Source organism: Halalkalibacterium halodurans (genome assembly GCF_004376175.1).
GTDB classification, from domain to species: Bacteria; Bacillota; Bacilli; order Bacillales; family Bacillaceae_D; genus Halalkalibacterium; species Halalkalibacterium halodurans.
Genome location: NZ_SNUY01000017.1, coordinates 1628 through 24207, shown reverse-complemented (window position 1 = coordinate 24207; position 22580 = coordinate 1628). Strand labels below are relative to the sequence as shown.

Annotated in this window: 22 protein-coding genes, 1 tRNA gene and 1 pseudogene; all 24 read left to right on the top strand. The window is 44.9% G+C overall.

What is annotated here, in order from left to right; all coding sequences use genetic code 11:
- Nucleotides 1–381 carry an FtsB family cell division protein gene (locus tag E2L07_RS07545; RefSeq protein ID WP_010896260.1) on the top strand — a complete coding sequence of 127 codons (381 nt, stop codon included), beginning with the start codon at nt 1–3 and terminating at the stop codon, nt 379–381.
- Between the two features lie 74 nt (nt 382–455).
- Nucleotides 456–869 (top strand): S1 domain-containing RNA-binding protein, encoded by a 414-nt coding sequence (locus E2L07_RS07540; protein ID WP_010896261.1) that lies wholly within the window; start codon nt 456–458, stop codon nt 867–869.
- A 136-nt stretch (nt 870–1005) separates the two neighbouring features.
- Nucleotides 1006–1079: transfer RNA gene (locus E2L07_RS07535), tRNA-Met, on the top strand.
- 420 nt (nt 1080–1499) lie between these two features.
- Nucleotides 1500–3992: a stage II sporulation protein E gene (gene spoIIE / locus E2L07_RS07530; RefSeq protein WP_010896262.1), complete on the top strand. Its 2493-nt coding sequence runs from the start codon at nt 1500–1502 to the stop codon at nt 3990–3992.
- A gap of 158 nt (nt 3993–4150) precedes the next feature.
- Nucleotides 4151–4891 carry a vWA domain-containing protein gene (locus E2L07_RS07525; RefSeq protein WP_053432325.1) on the top strand — a complete coding sequence of 247 codons (741 nt, stop codon included), beginning with the start codon at nt 4151–4153 and terminating at the stop codon, nt 4889–4891.
- Complete coding sequence (locus tag E2L07_RS07520; RefSeq protein WP_134229268.1) at nt 4854–5837, top strand: serine/threonine protein kinase; 984 nt, start codon at nt 4854–4856, stop codon at nt 5835–5837. The genes E2L07_RS07525 and E2L07_RS07520 overlap by 38 nt, the downstream gene beginning before the upstream one ends.
- Before the next feature lie 33 nt (nt 5838–5870).
- The gene (locus tag E2L07_RS07515) at nt 5871–6626 is read left to right on the top strand and encodes a threonine/serine exporter family protein (protein ID WP_010896265.1); all 756 of its coding nucleotides are present in this window, start codon (nt 5871–5873) and stop codon (nt 6624–6626) included.
- A gap of 15 nt (nt 6627–6641) precedes the next feature.
- On the top strand, nt 6642–7094 hold the full coding sequence (locus E2L07_RS07510) for a threonine/serine exporter family protein (protein ID WP_134229267.1): 453 nt from the start codon (nt 6642–6644) through the stop codon (nt 7092–7094).
- Nucleotides 7075–8463: a tRNA lysidine(34) synthetase TilS gene (gene tilS, locus E2L07_RS07505; protein ID WP_053432323.1), complete on the top strand. Its 1389-nt coding sequence runs from the start codon at nt 7075–7077 to the stop codon at nt 8461–8463. Before E2L07_RS07510 ends, tilS begins: the two co-directional genes overlap by 20 nt.
- 38 nt (nt 8464–8501) lie before the next feature.
- A complete protein-coding gene (gene hpt / locus E2L07_RS07500) occupies nt 8502–9041 on the top strand; it encodes a hypoxanthine phosphoribosyltransferase (RefSeq protein WP_010896268.1) in 540 nt (179 codons plus the stop codon).
- A gap of 68 nt (nt 9042–9109) precedes the next feature.
- Nucleotides 9110–11086 carry an ATP-dependent zinc metalloprotease FtsH gene (gene ftsH, locus E2L07_RS07495; protein WP_134229266.1) on the top strand — a complete coding sequence of 659 codons (1977 nt, stop codon included), beginning with the start codon at nt 9110–9112 and terminating at the stop codon, nt 11084–11086.
- A gap of 218 nt (nt 11087–11304) precedes the next feature.
- Complete coding sequence (locus E2L07_RS07490) at nt 11305–12069, top strand: type III pantothenate kinase (protein WP_010896270.1); 765 nt, start codon at nt 11305–11307, stop codon at nt 12067–12069.
- 15 nt (nt 12070–12084) lie between these two features.
- Nucleotides 12085–12960: an Hsp33 family molecular chaperone HslO gene (gene hslO / locus E2L07_RS07485; protein WP_010896271.1), complete on the top strand. Its 876-nt coding sequence runs from the start codon at nt 12085–12087 to the stop codon at nt 12958–12960.
- A 172-nt stretch (nt 12961–13132) separates the two neighbouring features.
- Nucleotides 13133–14056 (top strand): cysteine synthase A, encoded by a 924-nt coding sequence (gene cysK, locus E2L07_RS07480; RefSeq protein ID WP_010896272.1) that lies wholly within the window; start codon nt 13133–13135, stop codon nt 14054–14056.
- Nucleotides 14057–14285: 229 nt separating this feature from the next.
- A complete protein-coding gene (locus tag E2L07_RS07475) occupies nt 14286–15746 on the top strand; it encodes an anthranilate synthase component I family protein (protein ID WP_053432321.1) in 1461 nt (486 codons plus the stop codon).
- Between the two features lie 18 nt (nt 15747–15764).
- Nucleotides 15765–16361 (top strand): aminodeoxychorismate/anthranilate synthase component II, encoded by a 597-nt coding sequence (gene pabA, locus E2L07_RS07470; protein WP_053432320.1) that lies wholly within the window; start codon nt 15765–15767, stop codon nt 16359–16361.
- Nucleotides 16345–17232 (top strand): aminodeoxychorismate lyase, encoded by an 888-nt coding sequence (gene pabC / locus E2L07_RS07465; RefSeq protein WP_053432319.1) that lies wholly within the window; start codon nt 16345–16347, stop codon nt 17230–17232. Before pabA ends, pabC begins: the two co-directional genes overlap by 17 nt.
- Nucleotides 17210–18052 carry a dihydropteroate synthase gene (folP, locus tag E2L07_RS07460; protein WP_053432318.1) on the top strand — a complete coding sequence of 281 codons (843 nt, stop codon included), beginning with the start codon at nt 17210–17212 and terminating at the stop codon, nt 18050–18052. The genes pabC and folP overlap by 23 nt, the downstream gene beginning before the upstream one ends.
- Nucleotides 18053–18059: 7 nt before the next feature.
- On the top strand, nt 18060–18404 hold the full coding sequence (folB, locus tag E2L07_RS07455) for a dihydroneopterin aldolase (RefSeq protein WP_407901393.1): 345 nt from the start codon (nt 18060–18062) through the stop codon (nt 18402–18404).
- Nucleotides 18405–18929: a 2-amino-4-hydroxy-6-hydroxymethyldihydropteridine diphosphokinase gene (gene folK, locus E2L07_RS07450; RefSeq protein WP_010896279.1), complete on the top strand. Its 525-nt coding sequence runs from the start codon at nt 18405–18407 to the stop codon at nt 18927–18929.
- Nucleotides 18881–19102 (top strand): helix-turn-helix domain-containing protein, encoded by a 222-nt coding sequence (locus E2L07_RS07445; RefSeq protein ID WP_010896280.1) that lies wholly within the window; start codon nt 18881–18883, stop codon nt 19100–19102. Before folK ends, E2L07_RS07445 begins: the two co-directional genes overlap by 49 nt.
- Nucleotides 19103–19115: 13 nt before the next feature.
- Nucleotides 19116–20120 carry a tRNA dihydrouridine synthase DusB gene (gene dusB / locus E2L07_RS07440; RefSeq protein ID WP_053432316.1) on the top strand — a complete coding sequence of 335 codons (1005 nt, stop codon included), beginning with the start codon at nt 19116–19118 and terminating at the stop codon, nt 20118–20120.
- A 111-nt stretch (nt 20121–20231) separates the two neighbouring features.
- Nucleotides 20232–21737 (top strand): lysine--tRNA ligase, encoded by a 1506-nt coding sequence (gene lysS, locus E2L07_RS07435; RefSeq protein ID WP_053432343.1) that lies wholly within the window; start codon nt 20232–20234, stop codon nt 21735–21737.
- Between the two features lie 581 nt (nt 21738–22318).
- Nucleotides 22319–22580, top strand: a pseudogene (locus tag E2L07_RS07425) (group II intron reverse transcriptase/maturase); the annotation flags it as partial.

The following is a 22580-nucleotide window of genomic DNA, read 5'->3' as shown; positions in this document are numbered from 1 at the left end:
ATGGTCAAAAAACAACCATCAAGAATTCGTGAAATTGACTCGCAATATATCCAGCAGCATGAACAAAATCTCGAAATGCAAAAGCGGAAACGCCGTGGGTTGGTTCGTCGACTTGTGGCCATTGGAATCGTGTCTGTATTGCTTTGTGTTTTTGCCTTTATGACGTTGCAAACACAAGCGAAAATGCTAGAGGATATACAACAAGAAAAAATAGCCCTTGAGCAAAAGCTCGATGAACTACATGCGGAACAAGAATTTCTTGAACAAGAAATTAAAAATTACAACGACGAAGAATTTATTGCAGAGATTGCAAGGCGAGACTACTATATGACCAAGCCAGGTGAAACGCTATTTAAGTTGCCTAAATCATCCTCAGATTGACACCATTTTTTTGGATCGGGTATACTATACCAAAGTGAAGATTTTTAGCTACTTTAAGGAGGAACAATTTTTTCATGGCAATTGAAGTTGGCAGCAAGTTGCAAGGCAAGGTAACGGGAATCACCAAATTTGGTGCATTTGTTGAGTTGCCAGGTGGTTCTACAGGTCTTGTGCACATCAGCGAGGTTGCTGATCATTATGTCAAGGACATTAATGAGTTGTTGACAGTTGGACAGGAGGTTCAAGTCAAGGTTTTAAATGTAGAGTCTGATGGGAAAATTGGACTTTCTATCCGAAAAGCCCTTGATCAGCCTGAACGACCGAAACGCCCACATGGAGGTGGAAATCGCGGTCCTCGTACAAATCGTCCGGGCCCATCATTTGAAGATAAAATGGCTCGCTTCTTGAAAGACAGCGAAGAGCGCCTTGCTACGATTAAAAGGCAAACAGAGTCAAAGCGTGGTGGACGCGGCGCCCGTCGAGGGTAACTTGCTGCTCGCTTGATCATACAATGTTGAGAAAGACAAGCATTCGCTTGTCTTTCTCCTTGATAAAAAAAGATATTGACTTTTGTTTGGTCATCATATATATTATTACATGTCGCAATCAACAAATTCACACTATGGCGGTGTAGCTCAGCTGGCTAGAGCGTACGGTTCATACCCGTGAGGTCGGGGGTTCGATTCCCTCCGCCGCTACTCTTTCAAAGCCCTGCTCGTGTAAACGAGTAGGGCTTTTAAGGTGCACTAGGAATGGGCGTAGTCTTCACGATCTATCCAGCTTAGGCTCGGCATCACCGAGTTTTCTTGATCATTAAGAAAGTTTTCCTCGCTTCTATTTCCTTTAATCGTATCTGCTTTCCTTCATGAAATATCGATCAGTCCACTTTTGCAATTATTGCTCGTTTTTTTCTTTCCTCACATTTCCCTATCAGTCTTTCGTTTTTCCAAGATTGTGCGTTTTCCTCGATTCAACTCATCAGTCGTTTTGGCTAAACAGTCTGAATGGAGCCGAAATGAGTCGAACATTTCTTTGTTTTCACTTTCCCATTTTGACAAAATCTTTCTTTTGGACATGTTTTAATGGAGTCACGATCTTAAAATGGGTGGTGGATGATAATGATTCGGAAGCTAACAAAAGAGATGGTGGGATTTAGATTGGAGTGGAAAGGGGTAGAACGGGTTAATCGTTTCATTCGGTCAGTTAGTCAATCTCTTACCAAAGGGGGAGCGATTGTCTTTTATCAATGGGGGTTGCTCCTGGCGATTGTCGGCTTTTTGCTTGGGCGTGCGGTCATTTTAGAAGAGTTGACGCCGTTTGTTGTTCCATTCCTAGCCGCTGTTTATTTATTGAAAAAGGACAAGCTGATGCTTGCGGCGATTGCTATGTTTGCCGGCGCTGTTACGAGCTTTCACCAAGAGGTTGGCTTTGTCATCGTGGCCATGGTCGCATTCCTCCTCTTCCAAAAGGTAACAGAACGCTTTACGGATCAACGAAAAAAAATCGTCCCCTATTCGGTATTGATCGCCAGCGTGGTTTCTAGGCTAGGGTTAGTCTATTTAATTGAAGGGGCTATCTCAAACTATGCAGTCATGATGGCGATTGTTGAGGGTGGGTTAAGCTTTATCTTAACACTGATCTTTTTGCAAAGTGTCCCATTGCTGACGGCTAAACGTATTCAGCAGCCTTTGCGGAATGAAGAGATTGTATGTCTTGTGATTTTACTTGCTTCTGTTATGACGGGTACGGTCGGATGGTTCTTCTATGGGTTAACAGTTGAGCATATGTTTGCCCGTTATCTCGTGTTAATCTTCGCATTCGTTGGAGGTGCAGCGATCGGATCGACCGTAGGCGTTGTTACAGGGTTAATCTTGAGTTTAGCGAGTGTGGCTAGTCTCTATCAAATGAGCCTCCTTGCATTTTCTGGTCTTCTTGGTGGTCTACTAAAAGAAGGTAAGAAAGTAGGTGTCAGCCTCGGACTTCTTGTTGGTACGATGTTGATCGGTCTCTACGGTGAAGGGGGGACCAATATTCAACTAACGATGATGGAAACAGCAGTTGCCATTGCAATCTTTTTGATCACGCCAAAAGGGTGGATCCATGCGATCGCTCGCTACATTCCTGGAACGACAGAGTATTCGAAAGAGCAGCAGCAATACTTGCGAAAAATCCGCGATATCACAGCAGGAAGGGTCGAACAATTCTCAAATCTTTTCCAAACGTTGTCGACCAGTTTTTCTACACCTACGAGTGCTGCTACAGAGGATGCGGAAAAAGAGTGGGACTACGTACTAAGTAATGTAACCGAAAAAACATGCCAAGCGTGTTTTAAAAAGGAAAAGTGCTGGGTTCGTAACTTTAATACAACCTATGATGCGATGCAACGGCTTATGATCGAAACTGAAAAAAATGGGGAAGTCATAGATAAGAGATTACTTGTTGAATGGAAGCAGCATTGCATTAAACCCGATAAGGTGATGCAAGCGATCCAACAAGAGCATACTCAACACCTTGCGCACCAGAAGCTGAGGCACCAAGTGATGGAGAGTCGGAAACTTGTAGCTGATCAACTCCTGGGTGTGTCACGAGTGATGGGGGATTTTGCAAAAGAAATTCAAAAAGAGCGTCAGGAGCATCATCTAGAGGAGGAGCAAATTTTAGAGGCTTTACGGAGTGTTGGCTTAGAGATTGGCCATGTGGATATTTTTCAACTCGAAAAAGGAAATATGGAGATCGACATGAGCATAGCTGATGATTCTGGTCACGGGCAGGCAGAGAAGATCATTGCTCCAATGCTCTCCGACATGTTAGGTGAAACGATCATCGTCAAACATGAAGAGCGACATTATTACCCTAACGGCTATCAGCATGTATCCTTTGGTTCTGCGAAGCAGTTTGTTGTGGAAACGGGGGTTGCCCATGTAGCCAAAGGGGGCGGCTGGATTTCTGGAGATAGTTATTCGACCATTGAGCTAGGATCGGGAAAATACGCAATCGCCATAAGTGATGGAATGGGCAATGGTGAACGAGCTCATTTAGAAAGTAACGATACGCTTCAGCTGTTACAAAAAATTTTACAGTCGGGGATCGAAGAAACGGTGGCGATTAAATCCATCAACTCCGTATTATCGTTGCGCACGACAGATGAAGTGTTTTCGACACTTGATCTAGCGATGATTGATTTGCATGATGCTACAGCGAAATTTTTGAAAATTGGCTCAATCCCAAGCTTCATTAAACGAGGCAACAAAGTAATCAAAATGGAGGCTGGTAATTTGCCGATGGGCATTATTCAAGAGTTTGATGTGGACGTCGTAAGTGAGCAGCTAAAAGCGGGAGATTTGCTCATTATGATGAGCGATGGAATTTTGGAAGCGCCCCGTCATGTAGAAAACCGAGAAATGTGGATCAAGCGTCTCGTTTCAGAAATGGAGACAGACGATCCACAAGAGCTAGCAGACTTGTTACTAGAACGAGTGCTACGAACGGAAAAAGGTCAGATTGATGATGATATGACGATCATCGTAGCAAAGGTGAAGCGAAACATGCCAAAATGGGCGGCGATCCCCATGCATAAGCCAAAACGTATTCTTAGGAAGAAGGCACAATAACATGAATGTATATGATTATTGTATAAGAAAACAGATTTTTGCGAGAGAGGGTATGGCAATAAAACAAGTCTTTTAAATCAAGTGGCAACATTGTAAAGGTATAAAAATCTCCCTTCTTGACAAGCATGATAGTAATGAGTCTCATAGGAGGGGTTGAGATGGAGAAAGGTACATTAAAGCAAATTTTATTGCTTACAGACGGATGTTCTAATCATGGTGAAGATCCTGTAGCAATAGCAGCGTTAGCAAAAGAGCAAGGAATTGTCGTTAATGTCATAGGAGTCGTAGATGATAATCACTTAGGTGAGCAAGGTACGAAAGAAGTAGATGCTATTGCCATGGCTGGGGGTGGCGTAAGCCAGATTGTTTACGCCAAGCAATTATCACAAACGGTACAAATGGTGACCAGACAAGCAATGACACAGACCCTTCACGGTGTAGTAAATAAAGAGTTACAACAAATCTTTGGAAAAGAATCAGAGATGGAAAGTCTATCACCAGAAAAAAGAGGGCAAGTAATGGAAGTCGTAGATGAGCTCGGTGAAACGGTTTCCCTGCAAGTGCTCATCTTAGTAGATACTAGTGCGAGCATGAAAAACAAGCTGCCGATGGTACAAGATGCACTGACGGATCTTTCCATAAGTTTAACGTCCAGAATGGGTGATAACCAATTTTCTGTTTATTCATTTCCCGGGAAACGAAAAGATGTGGATAAACAATTAGATTGGACGCCCCACATTCATTCACTGACCAATATTTTTAATAAGCTGTCATTAGGAGGGATTACACCAACTGGGCCAGCCTTACGATTTGCAATCGAACAATTTGGTAGACGTGGCTCAAGAAGGAGATTACTGAGCAATGATGAAGAACAACGAGCTGAAGAGTCTGGCCTCTAATCTCCCGAGCGGGACACGAATCGTTGGGAAATGGCACAAGCAGCGCTATCGGATCATTCGAAAAATAGGATCAGGTGCGACGGGCACCGTTTATTTGGCGGAGTCGATCCATGGGAACGTTGCGGTAAAAGTAGCAGATAGCCATTACGCGATTACGTCTGAAGTGAACGTGTTAAGGCATTTTCAGAAGGTTCAAGGAGAACGACTTGGGCCTTCCTTGCTTGATGTAGATGACTTTGTCACGTCCCGCGGAACGATCCCTTTTTATACAATGGAGTATGTGAGAGGCACAAACATTGTACAATTCATGGCAGCCAAAGGAGAAGAGTGGTTGGGCTTACTCATCGTCCAGCTGCTGGGGGATTTAGATCGATTGCATCAGTCTGGCTGGGCGTTTGGTGACTTAAAGCCTGATAACTTACTAGTAACAGGCCCTCCTGTTCGAATTCGTTGGTTAGATGTAGGTGGGACGACCCTTTTAGGGCGATCTATAAAAGAGTTTACCGAATTTTATGATCGTGGTTATTGGGGCTTAGGGACACGAGTAGCAGAGCCGTCATATGATTTATTTGCAGTGGCCATGATCATGCTGCACTGTTATGACCGAAAACATTTTGGCAAGAAGGAAGGTAAGCCACTGCAACAAATGAAGAGGAAAATGGACTCCATTCCTCAACTAAAACCATTTCGCCCGATCATGCTTCGCGCGCTCCAATCAAAATACGAAACCGCGCATCAGATGCGTGAAGACATGATCCAGGCACTAAACCATGCAGGGAAAGAAACAACCTCCTCTGTAAAAACAAGACCGAGCCGTGCCGCTAAACGAGCAAGCAAAAATGATCGTCGCAATGAAAAAAAATCTTCCTATTTTGTTGAAATCTTTTTAATAGCCTCTTTTCTTCTGTTCCTATCTATCCTATACTTATTTGGACAAATCATGTAATGATAGGTTTTGTGTAGAATGGGGGCATGATGGATGGTAAGAGCAGACGAAATGATGGATATTTGTATGCTTGCCGGGGAAATTATGCTCATTAACGGTGCGGAAACGTATCGAGTGGAAGAAACTTTAGAGCGAATGGCGAAGGCGGGTCAATTTCGGAACGTCCACAGCTTTGTGACGACCACGGGCATCTTCTTGTCCTTCGAAGAAGAAGGGGCAGGGGATGTTATGCAAATGATTCGCGTGGATGATCGGATGCAAGATCTTAATAAAGTCACCTTGGTTAATCAAGTATCCCGTGAGTTTGTGAATGGAGAAATTGATGCAGCCGAAGCCTTAACAAAATTACAGAACATAGCGAAACAACCGATGAACTATTCGCCGCTTCTTTTGCACACCGCCTCGGGGGTGGCAGGAGGAGCCTTTTCCTATTTGTTTGGCGGGAATTTGTTTGATACTTTACCTGCTTTTATCGCGGGATTTGTCGCTAGCATGGCGGTTGTTCATCTTCAATCCTATTTAAAGGTTCGGTTTTTTGCTGAATTTATGGCTGCCTTTACTGGAGGAGCGGTAGCCATTTTACTTGTCCTCATTGGCCTTGGGGAGAATGTGGATCAAGTCATCATTGGGACCCTTATGCCATTAGTGCCTGGCATCCCTCTGACAAATGCTGTTCGCGACTTAATTTCAGGTGATTTGCTTGCAGGTGTTACTAGAGGAGCAGAGTGCTTTGTTACATCGTTATCAATTGCAACAGGAATTGCGCTAGCGATTGCGCTCCTGTCATAAAGGAGGGATTGTTAGGTGCTTGTTATTGAGCTTTTCTTTGTGTTTATCGCTACCGTTGCCTTCGGGATTCTATTTAATGTACCAAAACAAGTCCTTTGGATCGGAGGATTTATTGGCGCTAACTCCTGGCTAGTGTTTTCCTTACTTCCCATATACGGTGCATCGCCGATCGTGGCGACTGCAGCCGCCTCCTTAGCAAGTGCAGCGATCTCGCACCTCTTGGCAAAGTACTATAAGGTCCCTGTCACCACGTTTAGCATTCCTGGCATTATCCCCCTTGTGCCTGGGAGTCGGGCTTACTTTACGATGTTAGCCTTCGTGGAAGGCGATTATTTGCTCGGACTAGAACTAGGCATTGAAACAATGCTACAAGCAGGTGCTATTGCCGCAGGGCTTGTGTTTGCATTGGCAGTGTTTTCATATAGAAAAGGAGGCATCGGCCAGCGCTATGAAACAGGACGTTCTTAATTTTATTGAGGAGCACCGACTGTTTGCTTCTGGAGGGCTCGTGATCGTAGCAGTATCAGGAGGGCCTGATTCGATGGCTTTGCTCCACTTCTTATTTTCTCACCGAGAGCAGCTTGGCATTACGGTAATGGCGGCTCACGGTAACCATCAACTACGACAGGAAGCTGATGAGGAAGAGACATTTGTCCATCAGTTTTGCCTCAGCCACGGCATTCTGTTTACGAGTGCGCGTCTGCCTGTAAAGGAAAGAATGGAAATGAGCGGTGAGGGGGTTCAAGTAACGGCACGAGAGCTTCGTTATAAATGGCTGGAAGCTGAAGCCAAAAAGCATGGTGCTGCCTTTATTGCGACGGGCCATCATGGCGATGACCAAATCGAAACAATATTAATGAAGCAGGTGCGTGGAACGTTTCCTCTAAGTCGAGGTGGGATTCCAGTTAGGCGAGAAGTTGGGGATGTTCTGATTGTCCGTCCGTTTTTAGGAATAACTAAAGGACAAATTGAGCACTATTGTAAAGAAGTGAATATTGAACCCAAGCGAGATCCTTCAAATAATGCCTCTAGCTATACCCGAAATCGTTTTCGGCACACAATCATTCCTTTCATTCGGGGAGAAAACCCAAATGCTCATCTACATTTTAGGCGGATCAGTGAATGGAAGGAGGAGGACGAGTGCTTCCTTCTTGATTTAGCGGAAAATGCATTAGCTGACGTTTTATTGCATAAAGATGAACATCTCGTGACAATTGATCGTGACGCCTTTCTTAACGTGGGTCTCCCTTTACAAAGGAGGATGATTCATCTAATATTAAAATATCTTTATACAAATGATTCTCCAGCTAATGGGTTCATACATATAGAGCGAATCGAAACGTTAATTCGGAACGATGTAACAGGGACGAAGCTACACTTACCGATGGGAATAACCGTCGAGAGGGTTTACGGACAAATTCGGTGGGTGAGGGCGTCAGGCGAAAAGCAACCAGTTCCTGTTTACCCAGTAGTAATAGAAGGTGAGGGCCAAGTTTCTACCCCTTTTGGTCGATTTTGTGTCGTGCAGTTGGTCAGTGGTCCTCGCTCTGTGTCTCCGTTTACGTTTACGTGTTCTGCTAGTGACTTTCCACTTACTGTTCGATCTAGACGAACAGGGGATCGAATCGTCCTCTCCGTAGGAACGAAAAAAGTCAGTCGCCTGTTTATTGACAAAAAAGTGGAGAGAGAGGTAAGGGATCGCTGGCCTCTTGTTTTCAATCAATCCTCAGAGATTGTATCCGTGCCTGGGTTATACAATCACCCTTCACAGAAACATAAACAGGATTTCCAAGTTACCTTTACCCCCAAGGATGTTCGCTTGGAGGACTACGTTTAAAGTCACGAGAGTATAAAAAGGAGTTTTTTGCGTTGAAGATGAGAGATGAGATTCAAGAGATCTTGATAACAGAGGAAGAGATTCAAGCAAAAATCGTCGAGCTAGGCAAACAGATTACCGAAGAATATGAAGGGAAATTTCCCCTCGTCATTGGCGTATTAAAAGGTGCCATGCCATTTATGGGTGATTTAACGAAACGAATTGATACTCATTTAGAAATGGATTTCATGGATGTCTCTAGCTACGGTAAAGGAACAGTTTCCTCTGGAGAGGTGAAAATTATTAAGGATTTGGATACGTCTGTAGAAGGACGGGACGTATTAATTGTGGAAGATATTATAGACAGTGGCCTCACACTTAGCTATCTGATTGAACTGTTCCATTATCGAAAAGCGAAGTCAGTGAAGGTTGTGACACTACTGGACAAACCGGAAGGACGTAAAGTCGACCTCGTTCCTGATATGGCAGGCTTCACGGTACCGGATGCGTTTGTAGTAGGATATGGATTAGACTACGCCGAGCGTTATCGAAACCTTCCGTTTATTGGGATTCTCAAGCCTGAAGTTTACGAAAGCTAATGTTTGTGAAAGATGAAACCATTGTGGTACGATAGTTGAAGCTGATTGTGCGTGGGAGGAGGTCAGGAATGAATCGGATATTCCGAAATACGATATTTTATTTATTAATATTCCTCGTAATCGTTGGGATCGTTAGCTTTTTTACAGGTGATCAAACGCAAACCAAGCAGATTACGTTTGAAGAATTTACCCAGCATTTAGAGGCGGGTGAAATTACAAGTCTGTCGATAAAGCCAGAACGGGATGTGTATCTCGTACGTGGACAGCTTCGCGGGGCCGATGAAGATGAGTTTTTCGAAACTTATGTACTCCCGACTGAGCAAATGGCAGAAACCATTTCCGAGGCCGCTGGTCTTGAGGTCATTCCAGCCGATGAAACGAGCGGATGGGTGACGTTCTTTACAGGGATCATTCCGTTTATCATTATTTTTATCCTATTCTTCTTCTTGTTGAGCCAAGCGCAGGGCGGTGGAAGCCGTGTCATGAACTTCGGTAAGAGCAAGGCGAAAATGGTAAATGAGGATAAAAAGAAGGCGAAGTTTAAGGATGTAGCTGGTGCTGACGAAGAGAAACAAGAGCTTGTGGAAGTTGTAGAATTTCTGAAAGACCCTCGGAAGTTCTCGGCGATTGGGGCTCGTATTCCTAAAGGGGTACTTCTTGTCGGGCCACCAGGAACAGGGAAAACGTTGCTTGCTCGTGCAGTTGCAGGGGAAGCAGGTGTACCGTTCTTCTCGATAAGTGGTTCAGATTTCGTTGAAATGTTTGTCGGGGTAGGGGCATCCCGTGTCCGCGATTTGTTTGAAAACGCAAAGAAAAACGCTCCTTGCATTATTTTTATCGATGAAATTGATGCTGTAGGTCGTCAACGTGGTGCTGGTTTAGGCGGTGGTCACGATGAGCGCGAGCAAACGTTGAACCAATTGCTCGTTGAAATGGACGGTTTTAGCGCTAATGAAGGAATTATTATTATCGCTGCGACGAACCGTGCTGACATTCTTGACCCGGCCTTGCTCCGTCCAGGACGCTTCGATCGTCAAATTACGGTCGGACGCCCAGATGTGAAAGGACGCGAAGAAGTATTAAAAGTGCATGCTAGCAATAAGCCGCTTGCTGATGACGTAAATCTTAAAACGATTGCGACTCGTACACCAGGATTCTCTGGGGCTGACCTTGAGAACTTATTAAATGAAGCCGCACTCGTTGCGGCTAGACAAGATGAAAAGAAAATTAGCATGGTTCATATTGAAGAAGCCATTGACCGTGTCATTGCTGGACCGGCGAAGAAGAGCCGTGTCATTTCCGAAAAGGAAAAGAACATTGTGGCGTGGCATGAAGCTGGGCATACAGTCGTAGGGGTGAAGCTCGAAAACGCCGATATGGTGCATAAAGTAACGATCGTACCTCGTGGCGTTGCTGGTGGCTATGCTGTAATGCTTCCGAAAGAAGACCGCTATTTTATGACAAAGCCGGAACTCCTCGATAAAATTGTCGGACTTCTTGGCGGACGTGTAGCAGAGGAAATTCAATTCGGTGAAGCGTCTACAGGAGCCCACAATGACTTCCAGCGAGCCACAAGCATTGCACGTAAAATGGTGACCGAATATGGAATGAGTGAAAAGCTTGGACCGATGCAATTTGGATCAGGAGGATCTGGTGGTCAAGTTTTCTTAGGGCGGGATATTCAAAATGAGCAAAATTACAGTGATGCGATTGCCCATGAGATTGATCTCGAAGTGCAACGAATTATTAAAGAGTGCTATGAGCGTTGTAAGCAAATCCTTTTGGACAACAAGAAAAGCCTCGACCTTGTAGCTGAAACGCTTTTAGATCTAGAAACCCTTGACGCCGAACAAATCAAATCACTGATCCATGATGGAAAGCTTCCAGATAATCACCACTTAGCAGAGAAGATTGCTGAAACGCGTGAGAACGGGCAAGATTCAGAAGTTAAGGTGAACATTCATTCGAAAAAAGGTGAGGAAGCAGAGGGCGAAGAATCAGCGCCTAACACTGAAGATGTAAAAGAAGATGACGAAAAGAAATAATCGTCTCTAGAAAGCCCGATGAATGTCATCGGGCTTTTCATATCCATAGGTATTATTTTTGTATATAAAATGATAATCGGTTCCATCAAGATTAAAGAACGGTTCAGTTGAAGAAAAGTTTGCCTTCTAGCTAAGGCTAAAGTATATAAAAACATAACTACCGCTCATAAGACTTGGCGGTAATCCAAGTTTTACTAAAAGATGTGTGGTGATGAAACATGATACTTGTCATTGATGTTGGAAATACAAATACTGTGTTAGGGGTCTACCAAGATGAAACGTTAGTGCATCATTGGCGGCTAGCGACGAGTAGGCAAAAGACCGAGGATGAGTATGCAATGACAGTGCGTTCTCTCTTTGATCATGCAGGTCTACAGTTTCAAGACATAGACGGCATTGTCATTTCATCTGTTGTCCCACCGATGATGTTTTCCTTAGAGCAAATGTGCAAAAAATACTTTCATGTCACTCCTATGATTATTGGGCCTGGAATTAAGACAGGCTTAAATATTAAGTATGACAATCCAAAAGAGGTTGGGGCCGATCGAATCGTTAATGCAGTTGCAGCGATTGAGTTATATGGCTACCCTGCCATTGTCGTTGATTTTGGAACAGCAACAACATATTGCTTAATTAATGAAAAAAAACAATATGCAGGGGGAGTCATTGCTCCTGGAATCATGATCTCAACAGAAGCGTTGTATCATCGCGCATCAAAATTGCCACGGATTGAAATAGCGAAGCCGAAACAAGTCGTAGGGACAAATACGATTGATTCGATGCAATCAGGAATCTTCTACGGGTATGTGAGCCAAGTCGATGGTGTTGTGAAACGAATGAAGGCTCAAGCAGAAAGTGAACCGAAAGTCATTGCAACTGGTGGGCTTGCGAAGTTAATCGGAACCGAGTCGGAAACCATTGATGTAATCGATTCGTTTTTAACATTAAAAGGATTGCAACTCATTTATAAGAAGAATGTCTGAAAGGAATGAACCGATATGGGTGATTATTTAGTAAAGGCGCTCGGCTTTGAAGGGAAGGTGCGTGCCTATGCCCTCAAAGCGACAGAGATGGTCAATGAGGCGGTGAGGCGTCAAGATACGTGGCCGACAGCGTCAGCAGCTCTTGGGCGTACGATGATGGCTGGCACAATGATGGCTGCTATGTTAAAAGGGGATGCCAAGCTGACCGTGAAGGTTGAAGGGGATGGCCCGATAGGAGCGATCATTGTTGATAGTCAGGCAAACGGACAAACGCGTGGATACGTGAAGAACCCCCATGTTCACTTTGAATTAAACGAACACGGGAAATTGGATGTGGCACGAGCAGTCGGCACAAACGGATCGTTGTCTGTGGTCAAGGATATCGGCTTACGGGACCATTTTACAGGAAGTGTTCCGCTCGTTTCTGGAGAGCTTGGGGAAGACTTTACGTATTACTTTGTGTCTTCTGAACAAACGCCATCTTCAGTAGGAGTAGGAGTGCTTGTGAACCCTGATAACAGCGTGCTTGCAGCAGGAGGTTTCGTTCTGCAATTGATGCCGGGAGCAGATGACGCTATTATTTCAGAAATTGAAAAGCGGCTGCAGACGATACCGCCGATTTCCAAGCTAGTTGAGGCAGGAATGCCACCAGAAGAGATACTTGCTGCTCTATTGGGGGATGACAATGTGAAAATCCTCGAAAAGATGCCGATCGAGTTTGCATGTCAATGTTCAAAAGAGCGGATTGCCCGCGCGATCATTAGTCTTGGGAAAGATGAAATCCGCGCAATGATTGAAGAAGATGGTGGGGCTGAGACAACCTGTCATTTTTGTAATGAAGTCTATCTCTTTTCCAAAGAAGAGCTGGAGACGTTATACGAAGAAGCCTAAAGGGCATAGCAAAGCAGCGACGTTTAAAGAAAGCGCCGCTGTTTTTTGTTGAGCAAATTGTCCAAGCCTTTTTCCAGTACATACGATGATTTTTATTGACTTATCTGAAAATCTTTGATACCATCAAACTTAATAAAACCAATAAATTTACTTGGGATTAGGGGGCTTTATTATGAGAGTGGCAAACTCCATTACCGATTTGATCGGTCAAACGCCGTTAGTAAAATTAAATCGACTCGTTTCTGACAAACATGCCGATGTTTACTTAAAGCTTGAATTTTTTAACCCTGGAAGCAGCGTAAAAGATCGTATTGCACTTGCGATGATTGAAGCTGCAGAAAAGTCTGGGGCTTTAAAGCCTGATGATACAATCGTTGAGCCTACTTCTGGAAATACTGGGATCGGCCTTGCGATGGTTGCTGCTGCAAAAGGGTATAAAACAAAACTTGTCATGCCTGAGACGATGAGTTTAGAGCGCCGGAACTTGCTGCGTGCATACGGTGCAGAGCTTGTTCTAACTCCTGGCCCTGAAGGAATGGGAGGAGCGATTCGTAAAGCAACAGAGCTTGCCCAAGAAAATGGGTACTTCATGCCACAACAATTTGAAAATGAAGCGAACCCAGAAATTCACCGTGAAACGACAGGTCGTGAGCTTCTTGAGCAGGTGGACGGTCAGCTTGATGGCTTCGTATCTGGAATTGGAACAGGTGGAACGATTACAGGTGCAGGTGGATTGCTAAAAGAAAACTTCCCGAACTTGCACATTGCAGCTGTTGAGCCTGCAGATTCTCCAGTATTATCTGGTGGAAACCCAGGGCCTCATAAAATTCAAGGAATTGGTGCCGGATTTGTGCCGAAAATCCTTGATACAGACATCTATGATGAAGTCATAAAAGTTTCAACAGAACAAGCATTTGAATACGCTCGTCGTGCAGCGAAAGAAGAAGGAATCCTTGGAGGAATTTCTTCTGGTGCAGCGATTTATGCAGCGTTGCAAGTGGCTGAAAAGCTTGGGCCAGGTAAAAAAGTAGTAGCCGTCATCCCATCAAATGGAGAGCGCTACTTGAGCACACCTCTTTATCAATTTGAGGACTAATAATTAGAGGCAGTTCCAGTGGCGGAGCTGCCTTTTTCTATTTCAGGAAAATCTCGTGAGTAGGTGCTTCTGATTTGCAATTTAAGAAATCGATAAAGGAAGGAAGTGTAGGAAAAAGATTGCTTCCACCAATAGTGGTTCGCCATGTTTTTCTAAGCACTATTCGTTTTTGCCAACGTCTTCAACTTTCCTCATCTATGCAGTTCATGTAAAATAGAGAGAACGATAAATGGCAGGAGTGAGGTTGTTGCAGCAAGGAAAGCAAGAGACGAAACGAACGGTTTGCGCCACTTCCTTTCCGATGGAGGAGAGCCAGTTTTTTCGCCGCTATAAAAAGCAATCAAGGGATCGGGAGCGGCACGTATTGTTGGAGAGCGGTAGGGGTGGACGATACAGCATGGTCGGACTTGAGCCGGTCATGGTTCTTGAAGGCAAGAAAGATACATTAATCGTTACGACAGAAAATGAAGTCGTGAAACGGCAAGGAGCTTTATTAGATTTAATGCGCGACGCACTTGCCTCGTATCAAGCTGAAACGTTACCAGGTGCTCCCCCATTTCAGGGAGGTGCGATTGGCTTTTTCAGTTATGACCTTGTCCGTGAAATTGAGCGGTTGCCAACTATCGCTCAAGATGACTTGAATCTTCCGGACTTATATTTTCTTATTTTTGATGATGTGTTTATTTATGATCATGAAAAAAAGGTTGCGTGGATCTTTGTTCATGGGGACGCCAGTGAACAAGACTTATCGGAGCAAAAGCTAAGACATTACGAAGCGACATGGAAGCAGCCGGTCAGCTTGGACGAAGAAGTTGCAACTTCTTATTTGGAAACAGAAGGGGAGAAGGTCCATTCGTTTAGCGAAGAGACGTTCGCAAAAGCTGTAGAGAGAGTGCGAGAGTACATTGCGGCAGGGGATGTGTTCCAAGTGAACTTATCCGTTCGCGAAGGACGCCCTTTAAGGACAACTCCATTATCGATTTATGAGGCGTTACGTCAGATCAATCCTTCGCCCTATATGAGTTATTTGCACACTCCAGATTTCCAGCTTGTTAGCGGTTCTCCAGAGTTGTTAATCAAAAAAGATGGCCGGAAGTTAAGCACTCGTCCGATTGCCGGTACCCGTTCTCGCGGGGCAACGGCTGATGAGGATGAAGCTCTCGTTCAGACATTATTGTCAAATGAAAAAGAGCGGGCCGAACATGTGATGCTCGTCGATTTAGAGCGAAACGACCTCGGGCGTGTAAGTGAATACGGTTCGGTTGAAGTGAACGAGCTTATGGTTGTGGAAAAATACTCCCATGTCATGCACATTGTTTCCAACGTACGAGGGGTGTTAAAAGAGGGGCTTGATGCATTTGATGCGATCCGCGCTACGTTCCCAGGCGGGACGATAACGGGTGCGCCTAAAGTACGAACGATGGAAATCATTGAAGAGCTAGAGCCGGTTCGTAGAGGAATTTATACGGGTTCAATTGGCTGGATTGGTTATAATGGTGATATGGAACTGAACATTGTCATTCGCACAATGTTGTGTAAAGATGAGATGGCGTATGTTCAAGCGGGAGCGGGTGTGGTCATTGACTCCAATCCTCGCTATGAATATAAGGAATCATTGAAGAAAGCAAAAGCATTATGGCGGGCGTACGACCAGAGTATAGACGAGCAAAAGCAAAGAATAGAAAAGTAGAGCTGAGGAGGAATTACGATGATTTTAATGATTGATAATTACGATTCGTTTACCTACAACTTAGTGCAATATTTGGGCGAGATGGGTCATGAGCTTGTTGTTAAGCGGAATGATGAGGTATCGGTGGAAGAGATTGAGCAAATGTCACCAGACTTTTTGATGATTTCACCGGGGCCTTGTAGCCCGAATGAAGCGGGGGTTAGCCTTGATGCGATCCGCGCATTCGCAGGGAAGCTCCCGATTTTTGGTGTTTGTTTAGGTCATCAATCGATCGCCCAAGCATTTGGCGGTGACGTCATTCGTGCGGAGCGGCTCATGCACGGAAAAACGTCTGAAGTGACACACGATGGCAAAACCATTTTTAAAGAGGTGGCGAATCCTTTTACTGCAACGCGTTATCATTCATTAATTGTGAAACGCGAAACGTTACCGGATTGCTTCGAGATTTCAGCTGAAACGGCTGAAGGGGAGATCATGGCGATTCGTCATAAGGAGCTTTCAATTGAAGGGGTGCAGTTTCACCCAGAATCGATTATGACCGATGCGGGCAAACGACTGTTGCGTAACTTTATCGAAACGTACGGGAAGGAAACAAACGATGTACATGTACGTTAATGACAAACTTGTCAAGGAAGAGGAGGCGATCATCTCGCCTTTCGATCACGGTTACATGTATGGTCTCGGTCTTTTTGAAACGTTTCGACTTTATGAAGGTCATCCATTTTTATTGGATGACCATTTTGTCCGTTTAGAGGAGGGGCTACGCGCCCTTGCGATTGATTGGACGTATAATCGGTCTCACGTTTTACACCAGCTTGCCACGCTTTGTAATAAAAATGGTGTGAGAAATGCTTATATTCGCTGGAACGTCTCTGCTGGTCCGGGTCCGATTGGGCTGTACACGGACACTTATAAAGAGCCGACAGTCATCATCTACATGAAGTCATTGCCACAAGGGCTATCGACGCGAAAAACGGGGACATTGCTGGAGCTAAGAAGGAATACCCCTGAAGGAGATCGACGACTTAAGTCACACCACTTTCTGAACAACGTTCTTGGAAAGCGTGAGGTGGCAAAGGACCCACAAACGGAAGGGATCTTTTTAACAGAGGATGGCGTGTTAGCGGAAGGGCTGACTTCGAACGTGTTTTGGGTAAAAAACGGGGTCGTGTACACGCCTTCTGTTGATACAGGAATCTTGAATGGCATCACTCGGCAATTTGTTCTCACCTTATGTGATAAGCAAGGGATTCCGTGGCGGGAAGGGCGCTACCCTAAAGAAGCATTACTGAAAGCGGATGGGGCGTTTATTACAAATTCCATTCAAGAAATCGTGACTCTCACTTCCGTTGGACAAGCTGAATTTAACCAAGATGAAGCGGTGATTATGAGTTTGAGAAAAAGCTATCAGAAATACTGCACAAAACTATGGTCCAAGAACGAGATAAAGGAGGGAAAACAGGATGTCAACAACACTTGCAAATAAAACGCGATTGAATCCGTTACAATTCTCGGATCGAACGTACATTATGGGAATTCTTAATGTAACACCTGATTCTTTTTCAGATGGAGGGAGATACGTTGATGTTGAAGCGGCTGTCCGTCACGCGAAGCAAATGATCACCGACGGCGCTGATCTAATTGACATCGGCGGCGAATCTACGCGCCCAGGGCATACGAAAGTGGAAGTGGGCGAAGAACTTAACCGTGTGATCCCTGTGATTGAAGCTGTTTCAGCGCAGGTCGATGTACCGATTTCAATCGACACGTACAAGGCAGAAGTAGCCGAGAAAGCGATCAAAGCAGGTGCTTCGATCATCAATGACGTATGGGGAGCAAAAGCCGACCCTAGTATGGCTCACGTTGCCGCTAAATACGGGGTACCGATTATTTTAATGCATAATCGAGACAATGAGGATTATACAGACTTGATGGCCGAGATGATCGCTGACCTAGAGGAAAGCATCTCTTTGTGTAAACAAGCAGGCGTGAAAGATGAGAACATTATATTAGATCCGGGAATTGGCTTTGCAAAAACATATGAGCACAATTTGGAGGCGATGCGTCGACTGGATGAGTTAACTGCGCTCCCATATCCAGTTCTGCTCGGTACGTCGCGAAAATCCCTCATCGCGAAGACGCTTCATTTACCTGTGGACGATCGGGTTGAAGGAACGGGAGCTACTGTCTGTTATGGGATTGCCAAAGGCTGCAATATTGTTCGAGTTCATGATGTAAAAGAAATGAGTCGAATGGCAAAAATGATGGATGCGATGATGGGGAAAGGGCGTGATATCGGTGGATAAGATTTATATGAATCGGATGGAGTTTTACGGGTATCATGGGGTCTATGCAGAAGAGAATAAGCTTGGCCAACGGTTCTACGTCGACTTGACGTTAGAGCTCGATTTAAAACGTGCGGGGGAATCAGACGCTCTCGTTCATACGATCAACTATGCCGATGTATACAAAATCACGAAAGAAGTTGTAGAAGGGGAGCCGTATAAACTTGTGGAGTCCGTTGCGGAAACGATTGCAGCAAAGCTCCTTGCTTCCTTTGAGCCTTTGCAATTCGTCACCGTTACAGTGACGAAGCCAGATCCACCGATCCCTGGTCACTATGACTCTGTAGCTGTTGAAATTACGAGGTCTAAATAAATGGAAAAGCAGTGTTACATTGCGCTTGGATCAAACATCGGCGATCGTTCGCGTTTTTTAGAAGAAGCGATCCAACAGTTAGCTGAACACGATAAGGTTACGGTTACATGCTGTTCCTCTATCTATGAAACGGATCCGGTTGGGTATACGGATCAAAGCCCATTCCTAAATATGGTTGTTGAAGTGTCTACGTCTCTTCCGGTGGAACAATTGCTAGAAGTAACGCAAAAGATAGAGCGTTATTGTGGGCGTGAGCGCCATATTCGATGGGGGCCTCGCACGTTAGACCTTGACATTCTCCTCTATGATCAAGAAAATAGAGAGATGGAGAACTTAATTATCCCTCACCCGCGCATGTGGGAACGGGCGTTTGTTCTCATTCCTTTAATGGAATTAAATCCATCGATTGTTGCTCCTTCTGGCAAAACGATTGAACAGGTTGTCAGAGAGTTAAAAGATAAAGAAGGTGTGACGTTATGGAAACAGGAAACTGGGGCCAGCGTATACGGGCGTTTCGAAAGCTAAAGGGCTATACGCAGGAGCGATTTGCCCAAGCGATTGGAGTCTCCGTGTCCGTGTTAGGAGAAGTAGAGAGAGGCACTCGAACACCTAATCGTCAGTTAATTGAACGAGTTGTTTCAGTTTTAAATATATCGGAAGACGAGTTGCTTCCGCAAACAGAAAAAGAAAAGAACTAGGAGGTGAATCATCATGCTTAAAATTGGTCCAATCGAAATGAAAAATCAAGTGGTCTTAGCACCGATGGCAGGGGTATGTAACCCTGCGTTTCGTTTGATTGCCAAGGAGTTTGGAGCAGGACTAGTCTGTGCAGAAATGGTGAGCGATAAAGCCATTCTTCATAAAAACGAAAAGTCATTGAGCATGCTGTATGTAGATGAGCGGGAAAAACCGTTGAGTTTGCAAATTTTTGGCGGAGAAAAGGAAACCCTTGTCGAAGCGGCCAAGTTCGTGGATAAGAACACAAATGCCGATATTATTGACATCAATATGGGGTGTCCAGTGCCGAAAATTACAAAATGTGATGCGGGTGCTCGTTGGTTACTTGATCCAAACAAAATTTATGATATGGTTTCAGCCGTTGTTGATGAGGTCGATAAACCTGTTACGGTTAAGATGCGGATCGGTTGGGATGAAGAGCATATCTATGCAGTCGAAAATGCTCAAGCAGTTGAACGTGCAGGTGGTGCAGCGGTTGCTGTCCACGGACGGACGCGTGTGCAAATGTACGAAGGAACAGCTGACTGGAATATCATTCGTGAAGTCAAACAAGCCGTAGGTATTCCCGTTATTGGAAACGGGGATGTGAAGACGCCGCAAGATGCGAAGCGCATGCTTGATGAAATTGGTGTTGATGGAGTGATGATCGGGCGTGCAGCACTAGGAAACCCTTGGATGCTTTATCGGACGATCCATTACTTGGAAACAGGGGAGTTACTCCCAGATCCTACGCCGCGTGAGAAAATTGATGTATGCATGATTCATTTGGATCGCCTGATTAAGCTTAAAGGCGAAAACGTAGCGGTTCGTGAAATGAGAAAGCATGCTGCTTGGTATTTGAAAGGCTTGCGCGGGAATGGGAAAATCCGCGATCAAATTAATCAATTTGAAACTCGGGAGGATGTATCCTCAACCCTTTATGCCTATATTGAAGAGTTAGAGGCAAAAATGGCGGAGAAAAGTGCGAGTGTGGTTTGATAGAAAGGCTTGTCTCTAGGGGAGCGTGACTCGAGTGCGCCTTCTTCTTCTAGAAGGCAGCCTTTTTACATAGAGAGTCTAAATATGAAAAGCTTAGGAGCTGATTTTGAGATGAGCGAAGAGCTCGGATTAAATGACCTCTTGGCTGTGCGCCGAGAGAAATTGCAAAATTTAGAAGCCGAAGGGGCAAATCCATTTGGTGGGAAGTTTGAGCGTACCGATACTGCCCAGTCTATGAAAGAAAAATATGACGCGAAGTCAAAAGAAGAATTAGAAGAAGAAACGCATGAGGTCGTGCTTGCAGGACGAGTGATGACGAAGCGTGGAAAAGGAAAAGCGGGCTTTGCTCATATTCAGGATTTAACAGGGCAAATACAAATTTATGTACGTAAGGATGCAGTAGGCGACAAGTCATACGATTTGTTTACGTCAATCGATATTGGCGACATCGTGGGCGTCAAAGGTGTTGCTTTTAAGACGAAAGTAGGGGAACTATCGGTTAAAGTACAAGACTTTCAACTATTGACGAAGTCATTGCGCCCTCTCCCAGATAAATATCATGGCTTAAAAGATGTGGAGCAGCGCTATCGCCAACGTTACCTTGACCTCATTGTGAACCCTGAAGTTCGTGATACGTTTGTCTTGCGTAGTAAAATTTTACAATCGATGCGTCGTTACTTAGATGACCGTGGATATTTAGAGGTGGAAACCCCGACCATGCACTCCATTCCAGGTGGGGCATCGGCTCGTCCGTTTGTTACTCACCATAATGCGCTCGATATGACATTGTATATGCGGATTGCGATTGAGCTACATTTGAAACGGCTTATTGTTGGTGGGATGGAAAAAGTCTATGAAATTGGTCGAGTGTTTCGTAATGAAGGTGTGTCAACCAGGCATAATCCGGAATTTACTATGATTGAGCTTTATGAAGCATATGCGGATTATAACGATATTATGGAATTGACAGAACAACTGATCGCTCATATCGCCAAAGATGTACTGGGGACGACGACAATTACTTATGGTGAGTATGAAGTGAACATGGAGCCGAAGTGGCGACGTGTCCACATGGTGGAGGCCATTAAGGAAGAGACAGGTGTAGACTTTTGGAACGAGATGAGTGACGAGGAAGCGCGTGCTTTGGCTAAGGAGCACAACGTTCCTGTAAAAGAGACGATGACGTATGGGCACGTCGTAAACGAGTTCTTTGAGCACTTTGTGGAAGAAAAGCTCATTCAACCAACATTCGTTTACGGACACCCTGTTGCGATCTCGCCATTGGCAAAGAAAAATCCTGATGATCCTCGCTTTACCGATCGATTTGAATTATTTATCGTAGGACGAGAGCATGCAAATGCCTTCTCTGAACTTAATGATCCGATTGATCAACGTCACCGTTTTGAACAACAATTAGTTGAGCGGGAGCAAGGGGACGATGAAGCTCATATGATGGATGAGGATTTCGTTGAATCATTAGAGTATGGGATGCCGCCAACCGGTGGGTTAGGAATTGGCATCGATCGATTGGTCATGCTTTTGACAAACTCACCGTCCATACGTGATGTGCTATTGTTCCCGCAAATGCGTCATAAAGATTCACCTGCTACTGAATAAGCTGCCTAAGGGGCAGCTTATTTTCTTTAGGTGTGCCAGGCATGCGCATATTCTCTAGGGTTCAAGTCCCGAACTGTGAAGGCAGTCGTAACAGTTAGCTTAAGACAAGGGTGTCTGGGGTGACCCAGAATCTGAAGGAAGTCGGCGGCAAACCTCCGCTCCTAGGAACACGAACTTCATATAAGGCTAGGTAGACTTGGGTGAGATTGCCTAACAAATCAAAGTCCAGACTGCCAAAGGGTCTACCGAGTAAATGAAGAGGAGACATGGAGGGGAAGAATGTGTACTTACCCTGGGAGATCTGACTGATACGCGACACGCATGTCGTAACCTTGCATAAGAGTGCAAGCTGAACGGTCAGAAGTCAGCAGAAGCCATAGTACCCGCTTGGTCTAGACAAGAGGGGAAGGGCTGAATCACGTAAGGAGAATCATCCCTTCGCATACACGCATCTTGATGAAACAGAAAACGAAGAACCTCCTTCGTGGAGGAAGCGATGAATCTCGCTGGGGACACGAAGAGAGGGTGGAGAGAGCGCGTCACATAAGAAGAACCGATGATTCACGTAGGAGATTGATACGATGTTGGAACGAATTCTATCCCGTGAAAACTTAATACAAGCACTCGAACGAGTGGAAAAGAATAAAGGAAGTTACGGTGTGGATGAAATGGACGTAAAATCCCTACGCCTCCATCTTCATGAAAACTGGACTTCCATTCGAAATGAGATCATAGAAGGGTCTTATTTCCCGAAGCCTGTCCGTCGAGTCGAAATCCCGAAACCGAACGGTGGCGTAAGGAAACTAGGGATCCCCACGGTGATGGATCGTTTCCTTCAACAAG